General features: G+C 55.7%; 12 protein-coding genes and 1 tRNA gene. 6 read left to right on the top strand and 7 right to left on the bottom strand.

Annotation, left to right across the window (positions count from 1 at the left end):
• Positions 1-64 precede the first annotated feature (64 nt).
• Both RBB76_RS19400 and RBB76_RS19395 read right to left on the bottom strand, forming a co-directional pair.
• Positions 65-1,186 (bottom strand): FUSC family protein, encoded by a 1,122-nt coding sequence (locus RBB76_RS19400; protein ID WP_429629352.1) that lies wholly within the window; start codon positions 1,184-1,186, stop codon positions 65-67.
• A gap of 147 nt (positions 1,187-1,333) precedes the next feature.
• Positions 1,334-3,307 carry a peptidylprolyl isomerase gene (locus tag RBB76_RS19395; RefSeq protein WP_429629351.1) on the bottom strand — a complete coding sequence of 658 codons (1,974 nt, stop codon included), beginning with the start codon at positions 3,305-3,307 and terminating at the stop codon, positions 1,334-1,336.
• 345 nt (positions 3,308-3,652) lie between these two features.
• On the opposite strand from RBB76_RS19395, the gene RBB76_RS19390 reads away from it, so the two are divergent.
• Positions 3,653-6,148: an ABC transporter permease gene (locus RBB76_RS19390; RefSeq protein ID WP_429629350.1), complete on the top strand. Its 2,496-nt coding sequence runs from the start codon at positions 3,653-3,655 to the stop codon at positions 6,146-6,148.
• Positions 6,149-6,305: 157 nt separating this feature from the next.
• Here the strand turns inward: RBB76_RS19390 and RBB76_RS19385 are convergent, their stop codons facing one another.
• Complete coding sequence (locus RBB76_RS19385; RefSeq protein WP_429629349.1) at positions 6,306-6,695, bottom strand: FtsB family cell division protein; 390 nt, start codon at positions 6,693-6,695, stop codon at positions 6,306-6,308.
• 273 nt (positions 6,696-6,968) lie between these two features.
• Between RBB76_RS19385 and RBB76_RS19380 the strand changes: the two genes are divergently transcribed.
• The 3 genes from RBB76_RS19380 (at position 6,969) to RBB76_RS19370 (ending at position 8,776) form a co-directional block, all read left to right on the top strand.
• Positions 6,969-7,565, top strand: a complete 597-nt coding sequence (locus tag RBB76_RS19380; RefSeq protein WP_429629348.1) for a biotin transporter BioY — start codon at positions 6,969-6,971, stop codon at positions 7,563-7,565.
• 93 nt (positions 7,566-7,658) lie between these two features.
• A complete protein-coding gene (locus tag RBB76_RS19375; protein ID WP_429629347.1) occupies positions 7,659-8,513 on the top strand; it encodes a menaquinone biosynthesis family protein in 855 nt (284 codons plus the stop codon).
• Between the two features lie 187 nt (positions 8,514-8,700).
• Positions 8,701-8,776 (top strand) — tRNA-Lys (locus RBB76_RS19370).
• On the opposite strand, the gene RBB76_RS19365 is transcribed toward RBB76_RS19370, so the two are convergent.
• Complete coding sequence (locus RBB76_RS19365) at positions 8,762-8,983, bottom strand: hypothetical protein (protein WP_429629345.1); 222 nt, start codon at positions 8,981-8,983, stop codon at positions 8,762-8,764. The two genes, RBB76_RS19370 and RBB76_RS19365, sit on opposite strands and share 15 nt — an antisense overlap.
• 307 nt (positions 8,984-9,290) lie before the next feature.
• Between RBB76_RS19365 and RBB76_RS19360 the strand changes: the two genes are divergently transcribed.
• The gene (locus RBB76_RS19360; protein WP_429629344.1) at positions 9,291-11,804 is read left to right on the top strand and encodes an alpha-galactosidase D; all 2,514 of its coding nucleotides are present in this window, start codon (positions 9,291-9,293) and stop codon (positions 11,802-11,804) included.
• 472 nt (positions 11,805-12,276) lie between these two features.
• Here RBB76_RS19360 and RBB76_RS19355 read toward each other — a convergent pair whose 3' ends face one another.
• On the bottom strand, positions 12,277-14,559 hold the full coding sequence (locus tag RBB76_RS19355; RefSeq protein WP_429629646.1) for an alpha-galactosidase: 2,283 nt from the start codon (positions 14,557-14,559) through the stop codon (positions 12,277-12,279).
• A gap of 346 nt (positions 14,560-14,905) precedes the next feature.
• Between RBB76_RS19355 and RBB76_RS19350 the strand changes: the two genes are divergently transcribed.
• A complete protein-coding gene (locus tag RBB76_RS19350; RefSeq protein WP_429629343.1) occupies positions 14,906-15,985 on the top strand; it encodes a LacI family DNA-binding transcriptional regulator in 1,080 nt (359 codons plus the stop codon).
• 36 nt (positions 15,986-16,021) lie between these two features.
• Here the strand turns inward: RBB76_RS19350 and RBB76_RS19345 are convergent, their stop codons facing one another.
• Both RBB76_RS19345 and RBB76_RS19340 read right to left on the bottom strand, forming a co-directional pair.
• The gene (locus tag RBB76_RS19345; protein WP_429629342.1) at positions 16,022-18,028 is read right to left on the bottom strand and encodes a glycoside hydrolase family 97 protein; all 2,007 of its coding nucleotides are present in this window, start codon (positions 18,026-18,028) and stop codon (positions 16,022-16,024) included.
• Between the two features lie 155 nt (positions 18,029-18,183).
• Entirely contained in the window at positions 18,184-21,747 is a 3,564-nt protein-coding gene (locus RBB76_RS19340) for a carboxypeptidase regulatory-like domain-containing protein (RefSeq protein ID WP_429629341.1), read from the bottom strand.
• Between the last annotated feature and the right edge of the window lie 231 nt (positions 21,748-21,978).

Below are 21,978 nucleotides of genomic sequence, written 5' to 3'. Positions count from 1 at the left end.
GCCCCCTCATGCAACTTCAACCTATGATGCCAGAAACCCAACACATCAGCAGACAATCCCAAAATTATCGGCCATGTCCAAAGGCCCAGCGCGGCACAATCAGCATCGCCGCCACCGCACCGACGACACCTCCAATCACTGTCTCCCAGCCCCTCGATGCAAGCAGCCTGAACGAGTGGTCTCCGGTCGCAGCCATCGTGACAATCAGCGCAAAGGCGAAGGCAGCACACGCGACGTCATACCTCTCCGGAAGCGCCACCGCATAGATAATCATGGCCATTCCCGCCGCCGCCCAGACCAGCAGCGGCGCACGGTCCGCCACCGGAAGACACAGAAGCCCCAGCGGTACCCCGATCATCGTTCCCACAATCCGTCGTCGAACACGTTCGATCGTGCCAGCCTTGGAACTCGCAATAACGTAGGTCGACGCCGTAATCGCCCACGCGGACTCAGTCAGTCCTATGGCATTATTCAATGCGACGATCGCGCCCGCCGCCGCAGCCGCCTGCAACCCCATAAACAACGCCGGCAGCTCACTGTTCTGTGAATCTCTCGGCACGGTCGTCAGCAAGACGGCTGGATGTTCTGCCGGGCCGCTCAGCAGGCGCGGAACGATTGCCCCAAGAGCAGCAAGCAATCCTGCAACCCCAACCATCCTCACGTCTGCAGCCGTAAGCCCCAATCCGAAGGCGAAGAGTTGGCCAAGGTAAAGTTGCGACCCTATTCCGGCACCAAGAACGCCGTACCGCTTCAGATAACCAACAAAAAACGCCCCGACAGCAAGCACAAGCTCCGCACCCGGTCGACCCGGCCCTATCAGGAACGGAGCCAGCCAAATCATCAACACCGCGCCCATTACTCCGGCTCCGCACAACAGGACAAGATCGCGGCTCGACTCTGTCCGAACAATTCGAGCCTCAGACACACTCGCCCACAGAGCAAAGCCACCAGCAAGAGTGCCCAGCGACTCCCCGCCACGCAGGCCTTGCGTGATCGACGGCAACGTCCCCAGCAACGCCGCAATCCCATAAGCGGTCACCAGCCGAAGCCCCTTGACACGACGGTGCGTCCCCGGATCGATTCGTTCGATCCACCCTGCAGCTCTCGACATCAACGACAAATGGCCACCAGCAATAACATCTGACGAGCGATCGTAATCCTGGAGATCCTGTCCGCCGGTTTCCATCGAATCGTCCTTACAGAAATATCGATAGTCGATCCACAAGCGTACCATCGGACTTCGCACGCGGCCGACGCCCACACCAGCGCAAAAGACAAAAATGCCCCAGGAGATTCTTCCCCTGGGGCATCTCTCACTACGTCAGGCAAGCAGCTAGTTTCCGGCTGGCAAACCAGGCTGTGTCTGCTGCTTCGAGAACCTCACAGCGCCGCCTTTTTCATACTTCTGCGTCAGCTCACCGATATACACGCGGAAGATCTCCTCCCGCTGATCATTCAGCAGCTTGTCCTTCGTTGCGTTGAAGTTCTTCGCAATGTCGTCGGCCGTCGGTTCCTGCTTGTCGATCACGCTCAGAACCACTCCAACCCGTCCTGCATTGATCGGCCCTGAGATCGCACCCTTTGGAAGCGAGAAAGCCACCGAGCCGGCACCGCTCATCGCGCCGAGATCCGGCACCTGACCATCCTTGCCTACCAGGTCGCTCGTCTTCAGCGGAACGTTCATCTCCGCCGCAGCCTTCTTCAGATCGTTCAGCACCTTCGCCCGATCGTCCAGCTTGTTCAACTGCGCGCTCAGCAACTGAGGTACCTGCTGCTCACGATAGTCCTCGAGGATGTGCGACTTGTAATCCGCAAACTCCGGAGCATGAGCCGGCTTCACGTCGGTCACCTGGAACACGGCAAATCCATCGCCCGTAGCAACCGCCGCCGGATCAGCACCCTTCACCACTGAGAACGCCTGCGTCAGCAGCGCCGAACCATCTGCCAACCCCGCAATCACGCCATCCTTCGCAACAAAGTCCGTCGTAACCGTATGCAAACCCTTCGCTGCAGCTGCCTTCCCCAGACCGTTCTTCTTCGCGTCCGCAGCCAGCGCAGAAGCAAACGTCTGCTCCGCCGCGCCTACCCGCTGCTGTTCGAGCACCGGCACAATCTCCGCCTTCACCTCTTCCAGCGGACGAAGATGCGCGGTCTTCTTATCCTCCACCTGAAGGATGTGGTATCCAAACTGGGTCTTGATCAAATCTGACGTCTGTCCAACCGGCAGTGAAAACGCCGCCTTGTCAAACTCCGGCACCGTCTTGCCAGGATCCAGCCATCCAAGTTCGCCGCCCTGCGTCTTGCTGCCCGGATCGTCCGAGTTCTTGCTCGCCAGATCCGCAAAGTTTCCGCCGCTCTTGATCTGTTTCAGGATGTCCTCAGCCTTCGCCTTCGCGGCAGCGTCAGTCTTCGCATCAGCGCCCGCAGGCACCGCGATCAGAATATGGCGAACCTTCGCCTGCTCCTTTACCTGGTATTGATCTTTGTGCGCGTTGTAGTACGCCAAGACGTCAGCGTCTGATATCTGAGGCTTGCCGCCCGGCAAGTTGGACGCATCGAACGAGACGTACTCGATCTTCCGCGTCTCAGGAACTGCATTCGCATACCGCGCTGCGTTCGTCTTGAAGAACGCCTGCAGCTCAGAATCCGACGGATTGATCGTCTTGCGCACATCATCGGCCGAGATCACCGCGTAATCAAACTTCACCTTGGTCCCATCGACCTTATAAGCCTCGCGCACCGCATTGTCCGAGACAGAAACTCCGCCCGTGATCAACGCCTGAAGCCGGTTCAGCTCCATGTCGCTCTTCACCTGCGACTCGAAGTCTCCACGAGTCGTCTGGAAAGCGCTCTGCACAAAGTTGATGTAGGCATCATCGCCAATGTACTGGCCATTCGGGAACAGGTACTGCGCAAACGGTCCGGTCTGCAGCTCACGGCGCAGATCTTCATCGCTCACCTGTAGATTCATCCTGTCGGCCTCATGCTTCAGGATCGCCCGCTGCACCAGAATCTGCCCCGCGCGCGGCAAAAAGTACGGCAGCAACGCATCTGGAAAGTGCTGTTGCTGCAACTGCCGGCTAGCCAACTGATTCACTTCAACCGTCTTGATCGGAGTGCTCTCACCAAACACGCGCCCAAAATAACCAGGCTGCTTCACCGTCGCATACACAGACGAATCGTTGGTCGTCGCGTTGTCAAAGATGCCTGGCACCAGCGTAATCACCATCGTGATCACGGCAAATCCAATAATGACGGCGAAGATAATCTTCGTGATGCGGTTGTCCTGCTGCAGAATACGAATCATGCTTGACTAAAACCTTCACTTCGCGCGAAAGCCTCTCTCCACAAGGAGGATTGGCTGCGTGCCCGGGATTTTGCGTGACCTTGCGGGGAGGTCTTTCGACCAACGCCACGCCGGTTGCAGGGCAAGCGACAAGTATAAATCACCAGCCTCTGGAATTCATCTTCCGCGAGCGCCATGCGACGCAAGTGTCCATCTTTGGACGATTCACTACGCATATGGACACCTTCACAGTTCAATAACATCTCAACATAGCGCTAACTGACTGACAAAACAGGATCTTCCTGAGAATCGTTCCGGCAACGCGATTGCTCTAATAGTCTCAACCACAGCTTTACGAGGATCAGCATGCGCTCTCTGTTTAGTGACCTGAAGATTGCAATTCGCCACTTGTCGAAGTCCCCTGGATTCGCCGCCACAGCCATCCTCATGCTGGCCTTGGCCATTGGTGCCACCACCGCAATCTTCTCTCTCGTAGAAGGCGTCCTGCTGCGTCCGCTGCCTTTTCCCGAACCGAGCCGCCTCGTAGTTCTCGCCGACATACTGAAAGGCCTGGACACCGGCGGTGGTAACGATGAAGCCGGTGTCACGGCGCCAGACATCCGCAACTACACCCGTGATACCCACAGCTTCACGAGTCTGGGCGGTTACCAAACCACCAGCTACGAATTCTCGGGCGTGGGCGACCCAGCCAACGTCAACGCTGCTCGCATGAGCGGCGGTGTCTTTCCCGCCCTCGCCGTCCAGCCCCTCATGGGTCGCTTCTTTACGCAGCAGGAGGATGATCAGCACCAGCAGGTCCTGGTCCTCAGCTACGCCACATGGCAGACCCGTTTTCAGGGCGACCCCAACGTCCTCGGCCGCAAGGTCCTGCTCGACCGAAAGCCTTATCTCATCATCGGCGTCATGCCCCGCAACTTCGAATTCCCTCTTGTTCCTGGCCACCTTAACCGCTGTGAGTTCTGGGTGCCCATCAGCTTCCGACCGGAGGAACTTGGCATCGGTTCAGCATCGTGGAACTTTCAGATGATGGGCCGCCTTAAACCGGGCGTAACCATCCCTCAGGCCATAGAGGACGCAAACGTTGTCGCCAAAGAAACTGTCCGGAACTATCCCGCCTTCATGGCCGGATTCAGCATCACCTCCATCGTCAAGCCGCTCGACGAAGAGACCGTCGCAGAAGCACGACCACTCGTTCGCACTCTCTTTCTCGCTGTTGCCGTCGTTCTTCTGATCGCGTGCGCGAACCTCGCCGGCCTTCTTCTGGTACGCTCCATCCGACGCCGCCGCGAGATCGCCGTCCGCCTGGCACTGGGCGCCAGTTCCTCCACCCTGCTTTGGCAGGCTATCCTCGAAAGCCTCGTCCTCAGCGTATCTGGAGGTGTCCTTGGGCTGATCCTTGCTGCCGTTGCTTTGCGCGTAGGAATTCAGGCACTACCCGAAACCCTGCCACGGGTCAGCGAGATCGGCCTCGACTGGCCAGTTGTTGTCTTCGCGCTCGGCCTCGCAATCGTAACTGGCGTCCTCTGCGGTCTCGCCCCTGCCTTCGCCGCCATTCGCACCAGCGTCAACGACACCTTGAAAGAGGGCGGCCGAACTGGCACCTCAGGCGGAGGCCACGCAAGACTTCGCTCGGTACTGGTAATCTCCGAGATCGCAGTCGCACTCGTTCTTTTGGCCGCATCCGGACTTCTGTTGCGCAGCTTTGAAAAGATGCGCCAGGTCGACCTCGGCTTTCAACCAGACCACACACTTGTCGCCAGCTACAGTCTCCCCAGACAACAGTATGGAAACCAGACGGCCGTCAATGAGTTCAGCCACCAGCTCTTAGCGCGTCTGCAAGCTCTCCCCGGAGTGAAAAGTGTCGGCCTCACCACTTTCCTCCCTGCCAGCGGCAATAACTCCAGCAGCGCCTTTGTAGCGGAAGGCCACGTTCTGCCGCCAGCTGCGGGAGGGCTCGATCTCGGAACCTCGATCTCAGTTCAAGGCGACTACTTCCGTGCGGTTGGGATTCCGCTCCTCCAGGGCAGGCTCTTTACCCCCGATGACAACGCCAGCCAGCCACCCGTCGTCATCGTCAACCACATGCTCGCCCAGCAATCCTGGCCTAATCAAAACCCCATCGGTAAGCGGTTTCGTATCGGCTCAGAGAGTATGACAACCCCTTGGGCAACCGTCGTCGGCGAAGTCGCGGACGTGAAAGAAAACTCCCCCGATCTCCCCTTGAAACAGCAGTACTACAAGCCTGTCGAACAAGAGGAAGAGATGGCGGGTTCGCTCGGCTCCCCGACCGACATCAGCGGCGACGGCGGATACATCGCAGTGCGAACCTCAATGGCTCCCGAGCAGATGGAGAATCTCTTACGCTCCACCGTGCACTCTATTGATCCTCAGCTCCCTCTCACCCAGGTTCAGAGCATGGAGCACGCCCTCTCAGACACGGAAGCTCCACGCCGCTTCAACACCGCACTGATCTCTTCCTTCGCCTTCATCGCTGTCTCGTTGGCAGTTCTGGGCATCTACAGTGTCATCGCGTTCTCAGTCGCGCTGCGCGTGCAGGAGATGGCAATTCGAATGGCTCTCGGATCGCAGCGAGCAGGTATCGTTCGCCTGGTGGTTGTCTCCGGCGCCAAACTCGCATTCATCGGTTGTGCGATCGGTCTGGTAGGAGCCTTCGCCGCATCCCGCCTCATTAAAACCTTCCTCTTCGGTGTCAGCGCATTCGACCCCATCGTGCTTACCCTTGCGACACTCTCGCTCCTGCTACTGGCGCTGGCCGCCTCTTTGCTTCCGGCGCGTCGTGCAGCATCTGTCGACCTCACCCAAGCACTGCGCTCCGAGTAGCGAAGGATAATCCGAGGGATCCAAAACGATTCAGTACCGAACCCGCGTAGCCATTGGGACGAGTATCGCGACTCGCCAACCAACAGCGTAGGCGAGCAGTCCACCGGATTTATCGAATCGCAATTGAAGAAGTAGGAGATGGTACAGCCAGACTCAGCTACTGCTTCGCCGCACCCGCAGAACTGGATCCAGCCGGAGCAGGCATATACACAATCACCTCGCCGGGCCGCGTGTAATGCAGTTCCTCGCGCGCCTGATGCTCAATCGCATTCGGATCGTTCTGCAACCGCTCCACATGCCCCTTTAACAGATCATTCTCCCGCTGGAGACTGTGCAACTGACCATCCAGGCTCTGTGCATCGTTCCGCTTCTGTTGATATACGGTCAACCCGTTCTGCCCAAAGATGACGTGATACCCCATCGCCACCGCAAGCACCGCCGCCGCACCGGTAGCGACCTTCCGCCAACCCAGACGGCCTCGCTCATACAGACGCAGGATCGCACCCGACCGCTTCGGTACCGCACCTGTTGTATTCAAACGAGTCATACCAATTTCAGTACAGACTTCGCTCTCACCACCGTCAAGTGGAAATCCCCAATTCCCACAGGCATGTACCTACTTCATACCGCCCTCCGGTACAAAGTCTGTAAAAGTTTGATCTCCACACCTTCCGTATCCATGCTGATGACCGAATAACCTGCACGAACCCAGCCGCCTTGTTATCCTTCTTGTGTGGAACGTGCCGTTTGACACCCAACCGCGACACCTCCACCGCAGCACAAATCACGAAAGCAATAACAGCGCGAAAGGATCTCCCGCATGCAATCCGCAACTTCCTCTCAACTCGGTCTCACCCACCGCACCGGATCGCTTCAGGAATCTCTCTCCGGCAAAGTCATCCTCACCGTCGCAGCCAGCGCCTTCGTAGCCGTCTGCGCTCACATCTCTCTCCCGCTTCCCTTCACGCCCGTGCCCCTCACCCTGCAGAACTTCGCCGTCATCCTCGTCGGCATGCTGCTCGGTCCCGTTGCCGGCTTCTCCGCGATGGTCCTCTATCTAGCCGAAGGCGCGATGGGCCTCCCTGTCTTCACGCCTCACAGCATTGGCGGCATTGCTCATCTGCTCGGGCCCAACGCAGGCTATCTCTTCTCCTATCCTCTGGCCGCAGCAACCGCGGGCTGGGCCGTCCGCGCCATGCAGCGCATCACCACTCCCTTCCGTGCAGGCCTCGTAGCCGCCACGGTCGCCAGCGCACCCATCTTCATCCTCGGGGCAGGCTGGCTCGCTCATCTCCTCCACACCAGCGCCGCCGCAACCTGGACCATGGCCATCGCCCCGTTCCTTCCCGGCGAGGTCGTCAAGATCACGGCGGCCGCCGGCATCTTCAGCTCAATCAAGCGCTGGCGCCAGTCCTAAACGCGACCCACCCCGCCGCAAGCAACCAAACTCAGCGCAGAGCAACTCCCCACTGCGCATCACACAAGCATCACGAACACCGAAGGAAGCATCATGACCACCGCAACCACCGCCATCCACGAAATCAGCATCGCCCACAGCCCTGACTCTGACGACGCCTTCATGTTCTACGGCCTCGCCACCAACAAGGTCCGAGTCCCCGGCTACAAGTTCACCCACACCCTCACCGACATCGAGACCCTCAATCACCGCGCCATCAATGAGGCCTTCTACGACGTCACCGCCATCTCCTTCCACGCTTACCCCTACCTGCAGGACAACTACACCCTCATGTCCTGCGGCGGCAGCGTCGGCGAAGGCTACGGCCCCATGATCGTCGCCCCCCGCAAGCTCTCGCTCGACGACGTCAAGAAGACGCGCATTGCGGTCCCCGGCACCCTCACCACCGCCTACCTCACGCTCAAGCTCTTCGCCCCCGAGATCGAAACCGTCACCGTCCCCTTCGACAAGATCATCCCCTCTGTCGTTGCAGGCGAGTTCGACGCCGGCCTCATCATCCACGAAGGCCAGCTCACCTACGCCAACGACGGCCTCATCAAGCTCCTCGATCTCGGCCAGTGGTGGCGCGAACAGACCGGTCTCCCACTCCCTCTCGGCGGCAACGCGATCCGCCGCTCCCTCGGCGCCGAAACTCTTCTCACCACCACCAACGCTCTGCGCGACAGCATCCAGCACGCGCTCGACAACCGCGAAGAGGCACTCGCCTACGCGATGCAGTTCGCGCGCGACCTAGACCCCACCCTCGCCAATCGCTTCGTCGGCATGTACGTCAACGAGCGCACCCTCAACTACGGCGAAGACGGCAAAGACGCCATTCGCAAACTGCTCGCCATGGGCTACGATCGCGGCATCATCCCCCACCGTGCCAACGTAGACTTCGTCGGCTAAACCGATCAGATCGCAGCCATTCAAGCGATACTGCACAGTGCAAATACTTTCATCCAACTCACAGCTTGCAGGCCTGCTTTGCGCTGCAAGCTGTGTTATCTTTAATAAGTCGACTGATTGAGTCCTGCCTGCAACACCCCATGCAAAGACTCTCACCGATCTCCTTCTCCAGGAGCAAAAACCAAATGGACGCGTAGCTCAGTTGGTAGAGCATTCGACTCTTAATCGACTGGTCGTAGGTTCGATCCCTACCGCGTCCACCATTCAACCTCTAATCCCGCAAAACTTAGAAAGTGAATATCGCCCACGCCAGGACGCTCGAGATTTCTCTGGGAGTAGTCCATTGAACGCAGGACGGTGCCTGCGGTATCGCGGGCATCGGACATGGACTCATAATTCCACAGGTCGTGCGCGGCTAGCTTCTTTCCGGAGTAGCCGGCGGGAAGGCTGCGGGCAATCGCTGTGGCCACGATTGAAGCTGTCGTGTGAAGAGTTTGGACTTCTCGGGATCGTTAACGTTAACTATTTTTTGATGCCACCCTTCGAATTTCCCCTTCAGTTCCTTTCTGTCAAAGTCGTTGGGAAAAACCATAATATCCGCATAGACAAACATTTCGTGCTAACAAACAAATTACATTCTTTTCCTTGACAGATGTAAATCAGTACATCTAAAGTCGGCGTGTTTCATTTTAGGCTCATTTGCCGTTTACGTTACCGCTCTTAAGTTACGCCCAACCTTACTCGCACACGAGTACGAAATTGCCAGGAGGAAATCTCATGCAGACCAGGCTTCGCGGTTTCGGTTCGTTCCAGACTTGCAAATACATTTGCTCTCTATCTCTAGCCGCGGCCGGCTTTCTCCTTCCGCATTCCACTGCACAGGCACAGGTGAACGGCGTAGGACAGAAACCCTATCTTGGCTGGAGCACCTTCAGCGAGCAGACCATCAACAGCAGTTTCCTTACGCAGGCCAACATTCAGGCGCAATCGGATGCCCTGGCAGCCTCGGGACTTCAGCAGCATGGATTCCAATACATCAATATCGACTCGGGATGGATGGCTACTTTTGACGCGAACGGTCGCCCGATTCCCGCTGCTCCGAACTTCCCTGACATTAAGGCATTGATTGATCACATCCACGCGAATGGCCAAAAGGCGGGCATTTACTGGATTCCCGGGATTGAGCAACCGGCGGTTGATGGCAACTTCCCTATCCTTGGAACGCTTTACACAACGCAGCAGATTGTCGCCATTCCGCTGGCGCAGGGCAATACCTTTGCGGCTCCGCCACCGAATCCCTTCCACGATAAGATCGACTTCACCAAGCCGGGCGCCCAGGAATATATCAACTCGATTGTGGATCTCTTTGCCTCATGGGGCATTGATTTCATCAAGCTGGACTCGGTGGCTCCGGGCTCAGATGTGGACAGCCTGGCCATTGACGATCGTCCCGACGTGGAAGCATGGTCGAAGGCCATTGCACAGAGCGGGCGGCCTATCTGGTTGACGGTTTCGTGGGATATCGACCAAGACTTCCTCAGTACATGGCAGCAGTTCTCGAATGCTCGCCGCATCGACCAGGACATTGAATGCGAAGGCGGTTGCGCCACGCTGACTGACTGGCCACACGTTGTTCTACGCGAGTATGAGGCCGTGGGTTGGGAGCACAGTACGGGTCCCGCAATGGGCTGGAACGATCTGGATACGCTCGATGTGGGAGACGGCACACTCGATGGCCTTACCCAGGATGAGAAACAGTCGGCCATCACACTTTGGGCCATGGTGAATGCACCGATGTACTTGGGAGGCGACCTGACTAAGCTAGACAGCTTTGCCAAGTCAGCCCTGAGCAATGATGAAGTTATCGCAATTGATCAGTCGGAGCATCCGGGTGCGCAGGTGCGAGGAGGTTTCACGCCAGTCTGGGTCTCTGATACGAATGACGGATATGAATATGTGGCGCTCTTCAACCTGAATGCGTTTCCTACCAAGGTGACGTTGAGGTGGAGCGACCTGGGTTTTGCCACTGCCGCCAGCGTGCGCGATGTGTGGAATCGGATCAACCTGGGCGGATTCTCCGAGAATTTCAACACAGTTCTGGCCGGCCATGGATCGCGCGTGCTCAAGGTCAGGCGCGTGGGCAGTATATCGGAACCGGCGGGGACTGTTTACGAGGGTGAATCGGGCAGTTTCACTGGAACCGCTACCGTGAGCAACTGCTCGGCGTGCTCAGGGGGAGCCGAAGCCGGATTTCTGGGTGGCGCTCCTGGCACGGATACCGTCGCCTTCAACAATGTAGAGGCTCCACGCGCTGGAACTTATTTCATGGAAGTGGACTACCTCACCGAAGACCCACGCGCTTATGAGTACAACATCAACGGAGGCCCTTCGGCTACGCTGAACCTTGGCGGGGGAAGCTTCAACCTTCCGTCTTCCACCACTGTTCCGGTCACACTGAATAAGGGCCTCAACACGATCACCTTCGGTAATGCCGGAACCTTTGCGCCGGGACTTGATCGCATCGTTATCCGCGGGAACGGCGATGCGATCCCCAGCACATCCACAACCTATGAGGCCGAGGCCGCGACGCTGACTGGAACGGCCAGCGTGGGCGGGTGCCCCTATTGCTCGGGAGGCGCGATCGTCGGTAGCTTTGGAGCAGGTGCGGCCAATAGCGTGACCTTCAACTCAGTTACGGTTGCTGAGAGCGGCATGTACCAGCTTGAGGTGGACTACGCCACGCAGGGGCCACGCACTTTTTTCGCAACAGTCAACAATGGCACGCCGCTCGAGCTTGACCTGAACGGCAGCACCTTCAGCGACCCACAACCCGTGGTCATTCCGGTACAGCTCCATGCCGGGGTCAACACGATCTCGTTTGGTAATCCTAACGCGAATGGATTCGCTCCGGGGCTGGACAGCATTACTGTTGCTCCTATTGTGGGCACTCCGAACCTGGGTGCGGCGGTTACACGCAAAGCCGGACCCGCAGACCTGCGCCTGTGGCAGGTTACGCTGGCCAATGGAGGCAACTCGGCTGCGACGCAGACGCTGCTGAATAGCTTCACGATTGTTCCTAATACGGGTAACCATGGCTGCAGGGCAACCGTTCTGCTTCCGATGCCGCTTCCGGTGGGACCGATTGCTCCTTCATCGACACGCTCGGTTGAGGTGCCGATCTCGTTCGCCCCGGGTTGCGGGAAGGACGATACTTTTTCGGTGCAAGCGATCTACTCTGCGGGCAACGGAAGCGATGTAGGCACCTTAGCTCTAGCCGACGAAACCGAATAACCAACTAATACCGACAGGGCTTCTTTTGGGAGGGCCCTGTCGGTATTCACAATCACTGCGCTCTCGGTAATAACAAGTTTAAAAAGCGAAAGGGACGAACTCTCTTTCGAGAACTCGTCCCCTGCTTCCGATTTTTCGAAGACCCGGGTCGGCGCCCAAGTCACAACTGATTGCAATTTCAGAATTGTTTGGTGACTGCGAGCAGAGCCCGAGCCGTCCATACGTTTCCGCTATCGAATTCGCTGTAAGAGCTTCCTCGGTTTCATCCAAAGCATCCAGTTGCCTGGGTGCTTCTTGAGTTCCGTTGCCGGTTCTCCTGATGGCCTCTGTCTACCCTCTCCTAATGGAAGATTTCTCCTCCGTTGATTCGTAAGATACTCGCAATCCGCTTGAATGCATCCGGTCGTAACACTTTTTTTTGTGTGGAAATAACGCCTGTATTGTGGAAACTAGGTCGGCCGATTGCCATAGGCTACCGCTCTACCATCTCCAATGTGAAAGCAGCCGCCTGGAAATCACCGCGGAGGTCGACATCAACACCGTGCTGCATCCAGAAAGCGCCACTGGCAACAGCTGGAAGATTTTTAGACAGCTCCCCGTCAAGCGCCTCGATGCGATACATCGCGTCGGCCTTCAATCCGCGAAGATAAATTGTTGGAAAGGGATATAGCATCTGGCTGGAGTGGAGAAAGGCGAAGGCGACGGCGTGTCGTTGATCTTCCGACACCGATTCAGTTACAGATTGCTCACTTCCCTTCTGAGGTGAAATCAACCGATAGAGCGAGCCTCGCTGCACGATCTCGCGAACTTGTTTGTACTGGGTCACCATCTTCTTCGCAGTAGCAAAATCCTCCGGCTTCCAATTGTTCAGGTTTGCACCGACGCCGAGCGATCCCTGCATGGCAGAGAGAAAGCGGTATTCGAGGGACAAAGAGCGTTGATTGACCCACGTTGGCGAGTCCGTAACCCACGCCATCATCACACCGGGAGCATAAGCATAGGTAAACCCGTCCTGTATCAAGAGACGATCGAACGCATCGGTATTGTCGGACGGCCAAACCTCGTCCGTGTAATGCATGATGCCGAGGTCCACCCGACTGCCACCTCCGGAACAACTTTCAATCTCGACCTGGGGATGTTTCGCACGCAGCTCATCGAGGATGGAGTACAGGTTTTGGATATAGGCGATGTAGACCTTCTTCTCGTCCTCGGGCGCCACGGCCGGCCATCCCGGTTCGGACCAATTGCGGTTGTAGTCCCACTTGAGGAATGCAATGTCATTCTCGTTGAGTAGCTTATCGAGTGACTGAAACACATAAGCACGAACATCTGGACGAGCGAGATTAAGCATCAGTTGGTTCCTGCCTTCAGTCCGCGGCCGGCCGGTAAAGTTCAACACCCAATCGGGATGTTTGCGATACAGATCGCTATCAGGATTAACCATCTCTGGCTCGACCCAGAGGCCAAAGTCCATGCCCAGTGAATGGACCTTGTCGATGAGTGGTTTCAGACCGTGAGGAAACTTGATCGGGTTGACATACCAGTCGCCAAGCCCTGCGCGATCGCTCGATCGTTGTCCAAACCAGCCGTCGTCAACAACGAAGCGTTCAACGCCGATGCTCGCCGCCTTCTCCGCGAGGGTTTCCTGTCCAGCCTCGTCCACCTTGAACTCTGTCGCCTCCCAGGAGTTGTACAAAATGGGACGAAGCTTCGGACTCGGGGCGTGCGGCAAGATGCTCGAGATCTCGAAGCGGTGTAGAAGTCTCGAAGCCCCTCCGATGCCGTCATGCGAGTAGCCGGCATAAAAATCGGGTGACTGCAGGTGCTCTCCAGGGGCCAAGCGATAGCCAAAATCAAAGCGATTGGGACCTCCCGTTACGCGAACTTGCTGTGCAGCATCCTGTTCGATGCTGATCTGCCAAGAGCCGCTCCACCCCAGAGCGCCAAACCAAACGTCACCGTGCTCCTGGTCGTTTGAGCCGTTCTTATCAATGGCAAACCATGGGTTGTTCTGGGCACCCGTCGATCCGCGACGGCTTTCAAGAATCGTTTTTCCAGGCTGAATGATTTGCTCACGGAGGTTCCACTCTCCCGCCCAACGACCGGTGAGATAGCGTAAGCGATAGTCAGTCCCGCGCGGCAGATTCCACGTGCCCGAAGCAATCTCCTCAACCGTGAGTGGAGCGGAAGTTCTGTTCTGTACTTGTGCCGATCGCCTCAGAACGCCCGTAGTGGCATCGACGTGATACTGCAATTCGACATAGACCTCCCGCGAAATATCTTTCAGCAGAAGAGTGAGCTGGTTCCCGTCGATCCGATGCGAGACATACTCCAGAACCAGGTCTCTATTTCCGTCCGGGAAAGTAACCTTCAGATCAGGTTCAACGTAAAGCCCTCCTCCCCAACCAACGAACTCTTGTCGCGTCGTGTTGGTGGAAGACTCGAAGGAAGACAAGCCAGGATCGGAATGCGGCATCGCGAAGGTATCAGATGCACTCAGACGTTTTCCCCAATAAATCGTCTGCAGTTGTTTTTTTTCATTAACTCCAAACACATAGGTCATATCAGTCGCATCCATACGAAAGACCTGCGTCGGGCTGTCAAAATGAATCAAAGCTGCATCCGATTGCCCTTCCGCAACCAGAGGAAGGAGCGCGGTCCCGAAAGCAATGCAAAGTAATACTACGAAACGGAGCTTGAATCTGGGCTTTGCCGCCGCACAGAAATGTCCTGCGTTAATCCCTCGTCCAAACATCCTCGCTACCCTAGCACTCATTTGTCTCTCCATCCAATTGTCATAGTCAGCTGTATTTCAAAGACACTATCGGTGCGCAGAGTACAAGGCGCGCCTTTAGCGGAATCGCAGCGAGAGCCAGACCGGCCCGGACAAATTCCCGTCTAGAACGTGTCATGAACTCTTTCTGCAGCGCCGCTCTAAGGTTGTTTCCTTGATCAGGATCGACAGGCGCCATGTCTCTCATCAATCGTGGTATTGACTGACCATGTAAGCCTCGGCAGAAATACATCAAAAAAGGAATGCTCTGTCGATGCAAAATCGCCGTACGATGGAACCTGCGATCAATGTTGCCACTATAAAACCTATGACTAGCACACCGAAGAACGCGGGAATTAAAGAGATAGCTGAGGCACTCGGGATATCGATTGGAACTGTGGATCGTGCCTTGCACGACCGTAGAGGCGTCAGCCTGAAGACAAAAGCAAAGGTCCAAAAGATAGCGGACCAATTGGGATACAAACCTAATCTCGCGGCTCAGGCTTTGAGGCTCAATCGCAGGATCAAGATCGCCGTGGTTCTCCCCAAAGAAATCTCTCACTTCTTCGACCCGTTGCGTGCGGGCATACGCGAAGCGGCTGCGGCATCGGTTGGAATGCACGTTGAGGTCACGTTTCACGAATACGCGCGCCTCGGATATGGGGATTCGGAGCTTCTCGAGGCCCGAATGAAGGAACACAACGACGGCATTATCTTCACGCCGGGGAACCCTAGAAAGCTTGACTCGATCATTCACCGGTTGACAGAGCAAGGAACCGCGATGTTCTGCGTGTCGAGCGACGCACCGAACAGCAGCCGGATCGGCTTGGTCTCGACACATGCCTACACCAGCGGAGCATTGGCCGCCGAGCTTCTCGCTCTGAAGCTTAACCGCAGGGCGCATGTCGCCACAATCACTGGTGAACTTTCCACGCTTGACCATGCCGAAAAGCTCCGCGGCTTTGCAGCAACCCTTGCCATGATTGCTCCTCATCTCAGCTTGCTTCCCGCAATCGAATCGCATGAGCGTCCCAAGGAAGCCTACCGGCAAACGTTGGCGCTTGTCCGCGAAGAGGTGAAGCCTCAGGGGCTGTATATAAGCACGGCAAACAGTGCCCCTGTCCTTAAGGCGCTTCATGAAGAGGGTTTGCTGGGAAAAATCCAGATCGTCACGACGGATCTCTTTGGAGAGCTGGTGCCGTTGATTGAAAACGGTCAAATCCTCGCGACTCTTTACCAGCGGCCATTTACTCAGGGAAAGGTCGCCTTTGAAAACCTCATGACTTACCTGCTTGAAGAGAAGAAGACCTCTTCCGTCGTTCGTCTTGCACCGCATATTATCTTCCGCAGCAACCTTCCTCTGTTCTCAGACCGTGTCTCTGGCTCTAGTGGAACGGAGCCATCTTGAAGAGGGCGAACGTTTCCGCCTTCTTGGGAGAGTTGCTCAGTTGTTGCTCTCTGGCACAAATCTGATCGCGCAGCCCCCTCCCGCTGCGAGCTTCAGAGTCAGTGTCTCGCTATTGCGTACACTCTGCTTTTTGATCAGGACGTTCTTCGGATTGGTGCCGGCGTCAGAGGCATCCTGATAGATCTCGGCAGTGTAACGGCCCGCCCCGAGGAAGTTGAGCGGGACATGAAGCTCACGTGGAGTCCAATTCGTGATGCTACCCAGGTACCACTCTTTTCCATGACTTCGGGCGATGGTCACATACTCACCTGGGTCGCCATTCAATACTCGCGTTACATCCCATGCTGTCGGAACATCCCGAATAAATTGGAAAGCGGGTTGGTCTAAGTATGCCTGAGGACTATCAGACACCATCTGAAAGGGAGTCTGAAAGACAACGTAAAGTGCGAGCTGCTGCGCTCGGGTGCCCATAATCATTGGGCTCACGTCTCTACCGATGAAATCGTCTTCGGTTACGTTGTTGAATCCTCCCGGTGTGTAGTCCAGAGGTCCCGCGACCATGCGTGTGAACGGAAAGACCGTGCGATCTACAGGACTATCACGTCGCGCCACCTTGCTGTTCTCGGCTCCTAAGACCGCTTCGTAGCTGAGCACATTCGGGTACGTCCGCTCGATACCCCAGGGTTTGCTCGCGCCATGAAAGTCGACCATCAGATGGTGCTCCGCAGCCTCACGCGCAACGTCGTAGTAGAACTTGATCCCATCCTGGTCGTCTCTGTTGATGAAATCGATCTTTACACCGGCCACTCCCCAGCTCTCGAAGAGAGGAAAAGCTTGCTTCATCTGATCCATCACAGAGGTCGAGTACAGCCAGATCCAGACCTTGACATGCTTGCTTGCCGCGTAACGCACAAGTTCAGGGACGTCGACATTCCCGCGCAGTTTGGTGATGTCGCGTCCGTCCGCCCAGCCTGCATCGAGTAGCATGTAGGGAAAGCCAGAGCTTGCGGCAAAATCGACGTAGTATTCCATGTTCTTGGTTGTGTATGCGGCTTTACCGTCAGGACCAACGTCGCCCGCCCACCAGTTCCATGAAGCTTTCCCCGGGTGAATCCAGCTTGTGTCCTGCACCCGATTGGGCGGATTCAGATCCGATACGATGTTGGACTCCATCAGCTTGCCGGGCTCCTCAGCGACCAATAAAACGCGCCAGGCAGAGTGGTGTGGCAAGGTTGCTGTAAGCGAAAGACTTTGATCGTCGAATCGAGGTGAGAGCTTCGAGACGAAGTAATGGCCAGCCCAATTCCCTGAAGGATTGGTAACATACATGCCGGAATTACCTTCAAGATCGGCCTCTGTCAGCGCCATCCACGCCGCGCCTGGGGAGTGCATCAACAAAGGCAAGCCGATTAGAAAGCTGCTCGACACACCACCCTGATTGCTGAATGCCGTGATCGGCAACTTCACATATTCGCTCTCATAGCTGCTGCGGTAGTTCGGAAGTGCTAGCGCCCAGGTCGTCGCATCCGTACTGATGCGAAACTCGGTGTCTTCCTGCTTTAAACGCAGTTCTTTGAGCCCCTCCTGCTCGGGTATAACATAACGAAACGCAATCCCATCGTTATAAGCCCGAGCCTCAATCACAAGTGATCGATTTGGGGCTGCACTCTCGACGGCGCGTAGCTGAACGCTGTTATATTGATCGTGAATTCCGCTGGCTTTACCAGCTATCAGCGTGTAATCGTCACTTCCCTTTCCAGGCGTGCTTTCAACGATCTGTACATTGCCTCCCAAAACTGGCTGATCGACAAGTTCCAGAGCAAGTGCGGACTGATCGACTATCTGCTTTCCAGCGAAGGTCACCGAGTAGACCAACTTGCCCCCAGTTCCGGCCCTTTCAATTCCGGTTGTCGTGAACTGAATGGAAAGCCGTTGGTTAGGAGAGGCCAACACAACCGGGCCGCCTATTTCGGAAAATCCGGTTTGACAACAAACAGTCACAAAAACGGCCACGAGAATCCTGCTCGTCGAAAACCACTGCATGAAAAGACTCCCTAAAAAAGTAAGCGAAGGAGGTTGCCCTCCCATCTCTCAGTGTCAATGCTGCGTTCGAGAGGTCTGGACAAAGGAGGACCGCGCTATGCGGCCTCCTTTGTCCCTTTTCAAATGGGGCTTATAGGAAAGCGTTCGCATTTCTGCTAAAACGCATATCTCAGGGACAGTTGAAAGAAGCGGGAGTTCGGGGTATTGCTCTGGATGATCCTTGGAGCGTTCAACAAGCCTCCGCCTGGACCATCGGAGGTATTGGTTGGATTGGCGATCGTCGGATGGTTCAGAACGTTGAAGGAATCTGCACGGAATTGGAGGTACTGTTCGTGATACGTCGTAAAGTTCTTGAACACGGACATGTTCACTGCGTTGTTCCCAGGTCCATAGAACTGGTTCGACTTGCCACCGAGGTATTGAATTGCGGTCGCCGGGTCGGTGACTTTTGTGCCTGCAGCAAGCACTGGCAGAGGATTGGCAAAGGCACACGGATTATAGAAATTGACGCGATTTTTCACTGAAGTCGGACACGGGATAAGACCGCCCGAGCTATCGGTAAATGCAGCAATGTTCGAGGGATCAGGTGTGCCTCCAGGAGCAAAGGGATTGCGCACCGGGATAGCTCTTCTTTCGTCCGTTCCAGCAACTCCATTGTTGCTTGGAAAGACAGTGAAGGGCGATCCGCTCTGGGCAGTAAAGGTCAAACTCGACGACCACCCTCCTGCCAGGAGATCAACCAGTTTGTTGGAGTTCGCCAAATAGGCTCGTCCCCGGCCAAAGGGCAACACATAGTTCCCATTCAAGGTCACACGATTGCGGACATCGTAAACAGAGTTGGTGTACTCGGTAATGGCCGGAAGAAGAGCTCTCTGCCGTGCGTCGATGCCGCTCGATAGACCGCCCGCTGAGTTGCTGTCGTCAAACGCATGCGCCCAGGTATAGGTCGCCAGAAAGTTCAGTCCGTGTGAAGTGCGCTTCTCCAGCTTGGTTTGCAGTCCGTTATACGTACTGACTCCACCATAATGAATCGTACCTATCCCGCCGAGATCGGGGAATGGCTGAAGCGCCTGCGTGTTGGTTCCAGAAGGATACAACGCCTGAACTTGGTTCGGATCGGTGTAGGTACCCAGATGGCGGGAGACATTTCCCACGTAGCTGATGGTCGCAGCCAGGTTCGTCGATATCGACTCCTGAAACGACAAATTATAGTTCTGCGTATAGGGAGACTTGAACTGAGTATCCGTCGCGTGAAACCCGGGTTGATTGACGGCGTTCAGCAGGCCATTCGTGAGCGTGCCAGCCAGTCCTCCCTCCAGCGTAGTTCCGTTCGAAGGGCAATCACCTAACGAACAGCCAACGGGGTTAGTGTTGACCTGACCTCTGAACGGAAAGTTATCTCCCAGGTTATTGCCGCCATTGCTTTCCAGGCCACCAAAGAAGATGCCATAGCCACCGCGGATGACGGTCTTCGAGTCCGGCTGAAAGGCAAAACCGACACGCGGAGCCAAGTTCGTCGATTGAGTGTTTACGAGACGCTCGTTGTTCACGTATCGGACCGTAATGTTATCCTTCGCCAAAATGGCGGGGAATAATGTACCCAAAGAAACCGTATTCTGAATGCTGGTTGGCAACTCCAGGACTCCTGTGCCGGCTCCACTGGCGAGTGGAGCACCAGGAATGAAGTTTTCCTGACGTCCCGAGTTCTCCTTATAAGGAAGGAAGTAGTCGTACCTCACACCCAGATTCAAGGTCAAGCGCTTCGAAATCTTCCAATCGTCCTGCGCATACGCGGAGTTATACCAACGGGCGTCATTGACGTTTGGCGCAGTCGAGATCGCGGAGGTATTGATCTGATCGGCAAGAAAATCCGCGATACCGGAGCCAGTGGTCGCGCTCGACGCTGGATCGCTCGTGTAAAGTCCGGTGAAGTAGTAGTTGCCCAGAGAAGACGGCGCATACCTGTAGAAGTTTCGGATCGACTGAAAGGCGACGCCAAACTTCAGAGAGTGATTGCCCAGCGTCTTGGTGACGTTATCCAGTATCTGGTAGACGTTTTGAGTTTCGTTCGACGTGCCCTGTGAGCCCGCATTCGAGAGACCGTTGATATTGCCAGTGCCGTTGTTGTAGATAATGAACAAAGGCAGACCCCCTTCGTTCGGCGAGAATGGAACGCCTCCCAACCCAAAGCTCGGAGCCAGGTCGACATTGGCGTTAGGCTGAAGGAACTGCGATTTCCCCGCGGTGAAGCTAAAACGAAACTCGTTGATAAGAGTCGGGGTAAAGAAATGTGTCTCACTTCCTACAAAGCTCTGATACAGGTTAACGTCGTTCTCACCGCCGTAGGGGCTACCGTCGAGGATGGGACCAAGAGGAAGACCATTAACCGTAATTCCATGGGTATAGCTATATCGTGCATAAGCCTGGTCGTGCGCGCTGATGTTCCAGTCCAGTCTTTGATCCCATTGAATAGTATTCAGGTGCACAGGAACGTTTACAGCGTAATTTTGAAATGTCTTTCCACCATTCACATTAGGCAACGGATAAAGGTCGATGAGCTTCTTCGCAACCGCATTGAGCCCATTCGGATCGAAGACGTTATTCCGTCCCTGAAAAGATTGCGTGTTCGTCGCTCCCCCGCCGGAGTTCGGACGATACAGCTGCGTGCTCACGCTGTTTAGGAGGGGGTTGAGCAACTCTGAAAAGTCCCCATTCCGCTCCAGCGCGGTTGGCACCGTATAGGTACCCGGATTACTGAAGGCAATCCGATTGGCCTCGATATCACCAAAGTAGAAGAGCTTATTCCTGATGATTGGAAATCCCAACGTGGCTCCGAACTGATTCTCATGATACGGAGGAGTCGTCAGAGCGTTGAAGTCAGTCGCGTCCAGGCTTGTATTCCGGACATACTCCCATAGGCTGCCGTGAATCTGATTGGTGCCGGATTTAATGCTTGCACTGAGTACGCCGCCGGCAGAGTGTCCGAACTCGGCACTGAAGTTGCTGGTCTGCAGACTGAACTCCGACAGCGCATCCGGAGGAGGGCGAATGATGTAGGTAGATCCATTCAGAAAATCCACCAGGTTCGTGTTGTTGTCGACGCCATCGAGGATAAAGTTATTCTGTTCTGCGTGCTGTCCGTTCGCTACAAAGTCGCCTGTACCAGAACCGCGTGTCTGGTTGAAGGTCGATACCACTCCATTGGTCAGTTGCGCGATATAAACAAAGTTCCGACCATTGAGAGGCGTATTGCTGATGGTATCGGCACTGATCACCTGGCCAATCGAACTAGTCTGCGTTTGCAGAAGGGGCGGAGCATCCGTGACTGTCACAGTCTCTGAAACCGAACCTGGCTTCAGGGAGATGACAACGTTCAACCTCTGCTGCGCATCGAGATGAATGTTCTCCTGCATTGTTCTCTCAAAACCCGATGCGGAAGCGCCAATCGTGTAGTTGCCAATCTTCAATGGAGAAAAGACATAGACGCCACTGTTGTTCGAAGAACCATTGAGAACCAAGCCCGTGTCGGTGTTGGTCACGGTCACCTTGGCGCCAGGGACTACGGCACCGCTGGGGTCCTGCACGATGCCAGTGATGGTGCCTTGATCTACCTGGGCGATTGCATATTCGTTGCCGAGCAGTATTCCCAGAAGGCACGCGAATAACAATGAATAGTGCCGGATCCTCACGTAATTTTTCTTCAAACTACTCTTTGCCATTTCACTGCCCTCTCTGTCCTTCATTCTTTTTCAATCGAAACTTCTGGCCACTCGGAGTATGTGTCAGTGCCATACACGCTCAGGTAAATCAACTCAGCAAAAAAAGAGTGTACGTTACCGGAGAAAACACTATGCCTTTATTTGCTGGGCTGTCAAGCACAATTCTTTTATCTCTGTTATAGCCGAAAACATAGGCCAATAGTGAAATTGCGCCCCGTGAGGGGTAATGAG

The sequence above is a fragment of the Tunturiibacter psychrotolerans genome, assembly GCF_051013365.1.
GTDB classification, from domain to species: Bacteria; Acidobacteriota; Terriglobia; order Terriglobales; family Acidobacteriaceae; genus Edaphobacter; species Edaphobacter psychrotolerans_A.
Note: the sequence above shows the minus strand (reverse complement) of the source record. Positions and strands in the feature narration are given on the sequence as shown.

Coding starts and splice junctions, on each gene's coding strand:
- RBB76_RS19400 (WP_429629352.1), bottom strand. CDS start 1,186: ATGGAAACCGGCGGACAGGATCTCCAGGATTACGATCGCTCGTCAGAT.
- RBB76_RS19385 (WP_429629349.1), bottom strand. CDS start 6,695: ATGACTCGTTTGAATACAACAGGTGCGGTACCGAAGCGGTCGGGTGCG.
- RBB76_RS19340 (WP_429629341.1), bottom strand. CDS start 21,747: ATGGCAAAGAGTAGTTTGAAGAAAAATTACGTGAGGATCCGGCACTAT.
- RBB76_RS19375 (WP_429629347.1), top strand. CDS start 7,659: ATGACCACCGCAACCACCGCCATCCACGAAATCAGCATCGCCCACAGC.
- RBB76_RS19390 (WP_429629350.1), top strand. CDS start 3,653: ATGCGCTCTCTGTTTAGTGACCTGAAGATTGCAATTCGCCACTTGTCG.
- RBB76_RS19360 (WP_429629344.1), top strand. CDS start 9,291: ATGCAGACCAGGCTTCGCGGTTTCGGTTCGTTCCAGACTTGCAAATAC.
- RBB76_RS19380 (WP_429629348.1), top strand. CDS start 6,969: ATGCAATCCGCAACTTCCTCTCAACTCGGTCTCACCCACCGCACCGGA.
- RBB76_RS19350 (WP_429629343.1), top strand. CDS start 14,906: ATGACTAGCACACCGAAGAACGCGGGAATTAAAGAGATAGCTGAGGCA.
- RBB76_RS19395 (WP_429629351.1), bottom strand. CDS start 3,307: ATGATTCGTATTCTGCAGCAGGACAACCGCATCACGAAGATTATCTTC.
- RBB76_RS19355 (WP_429629646.1), bottom strand. CDS start 14,559: ATGTTTGGACGAGGGATTAACGCAGGACATTTCTGTGCGGCGGCAAAG.
- RBB76_RS19345 (WP_429629342.1), bottom strand. CDS start 18,028: ATGCAGTGGTTTTCGACGAGCAGGATTCTCGTGGCCGTTTTTGTGACT.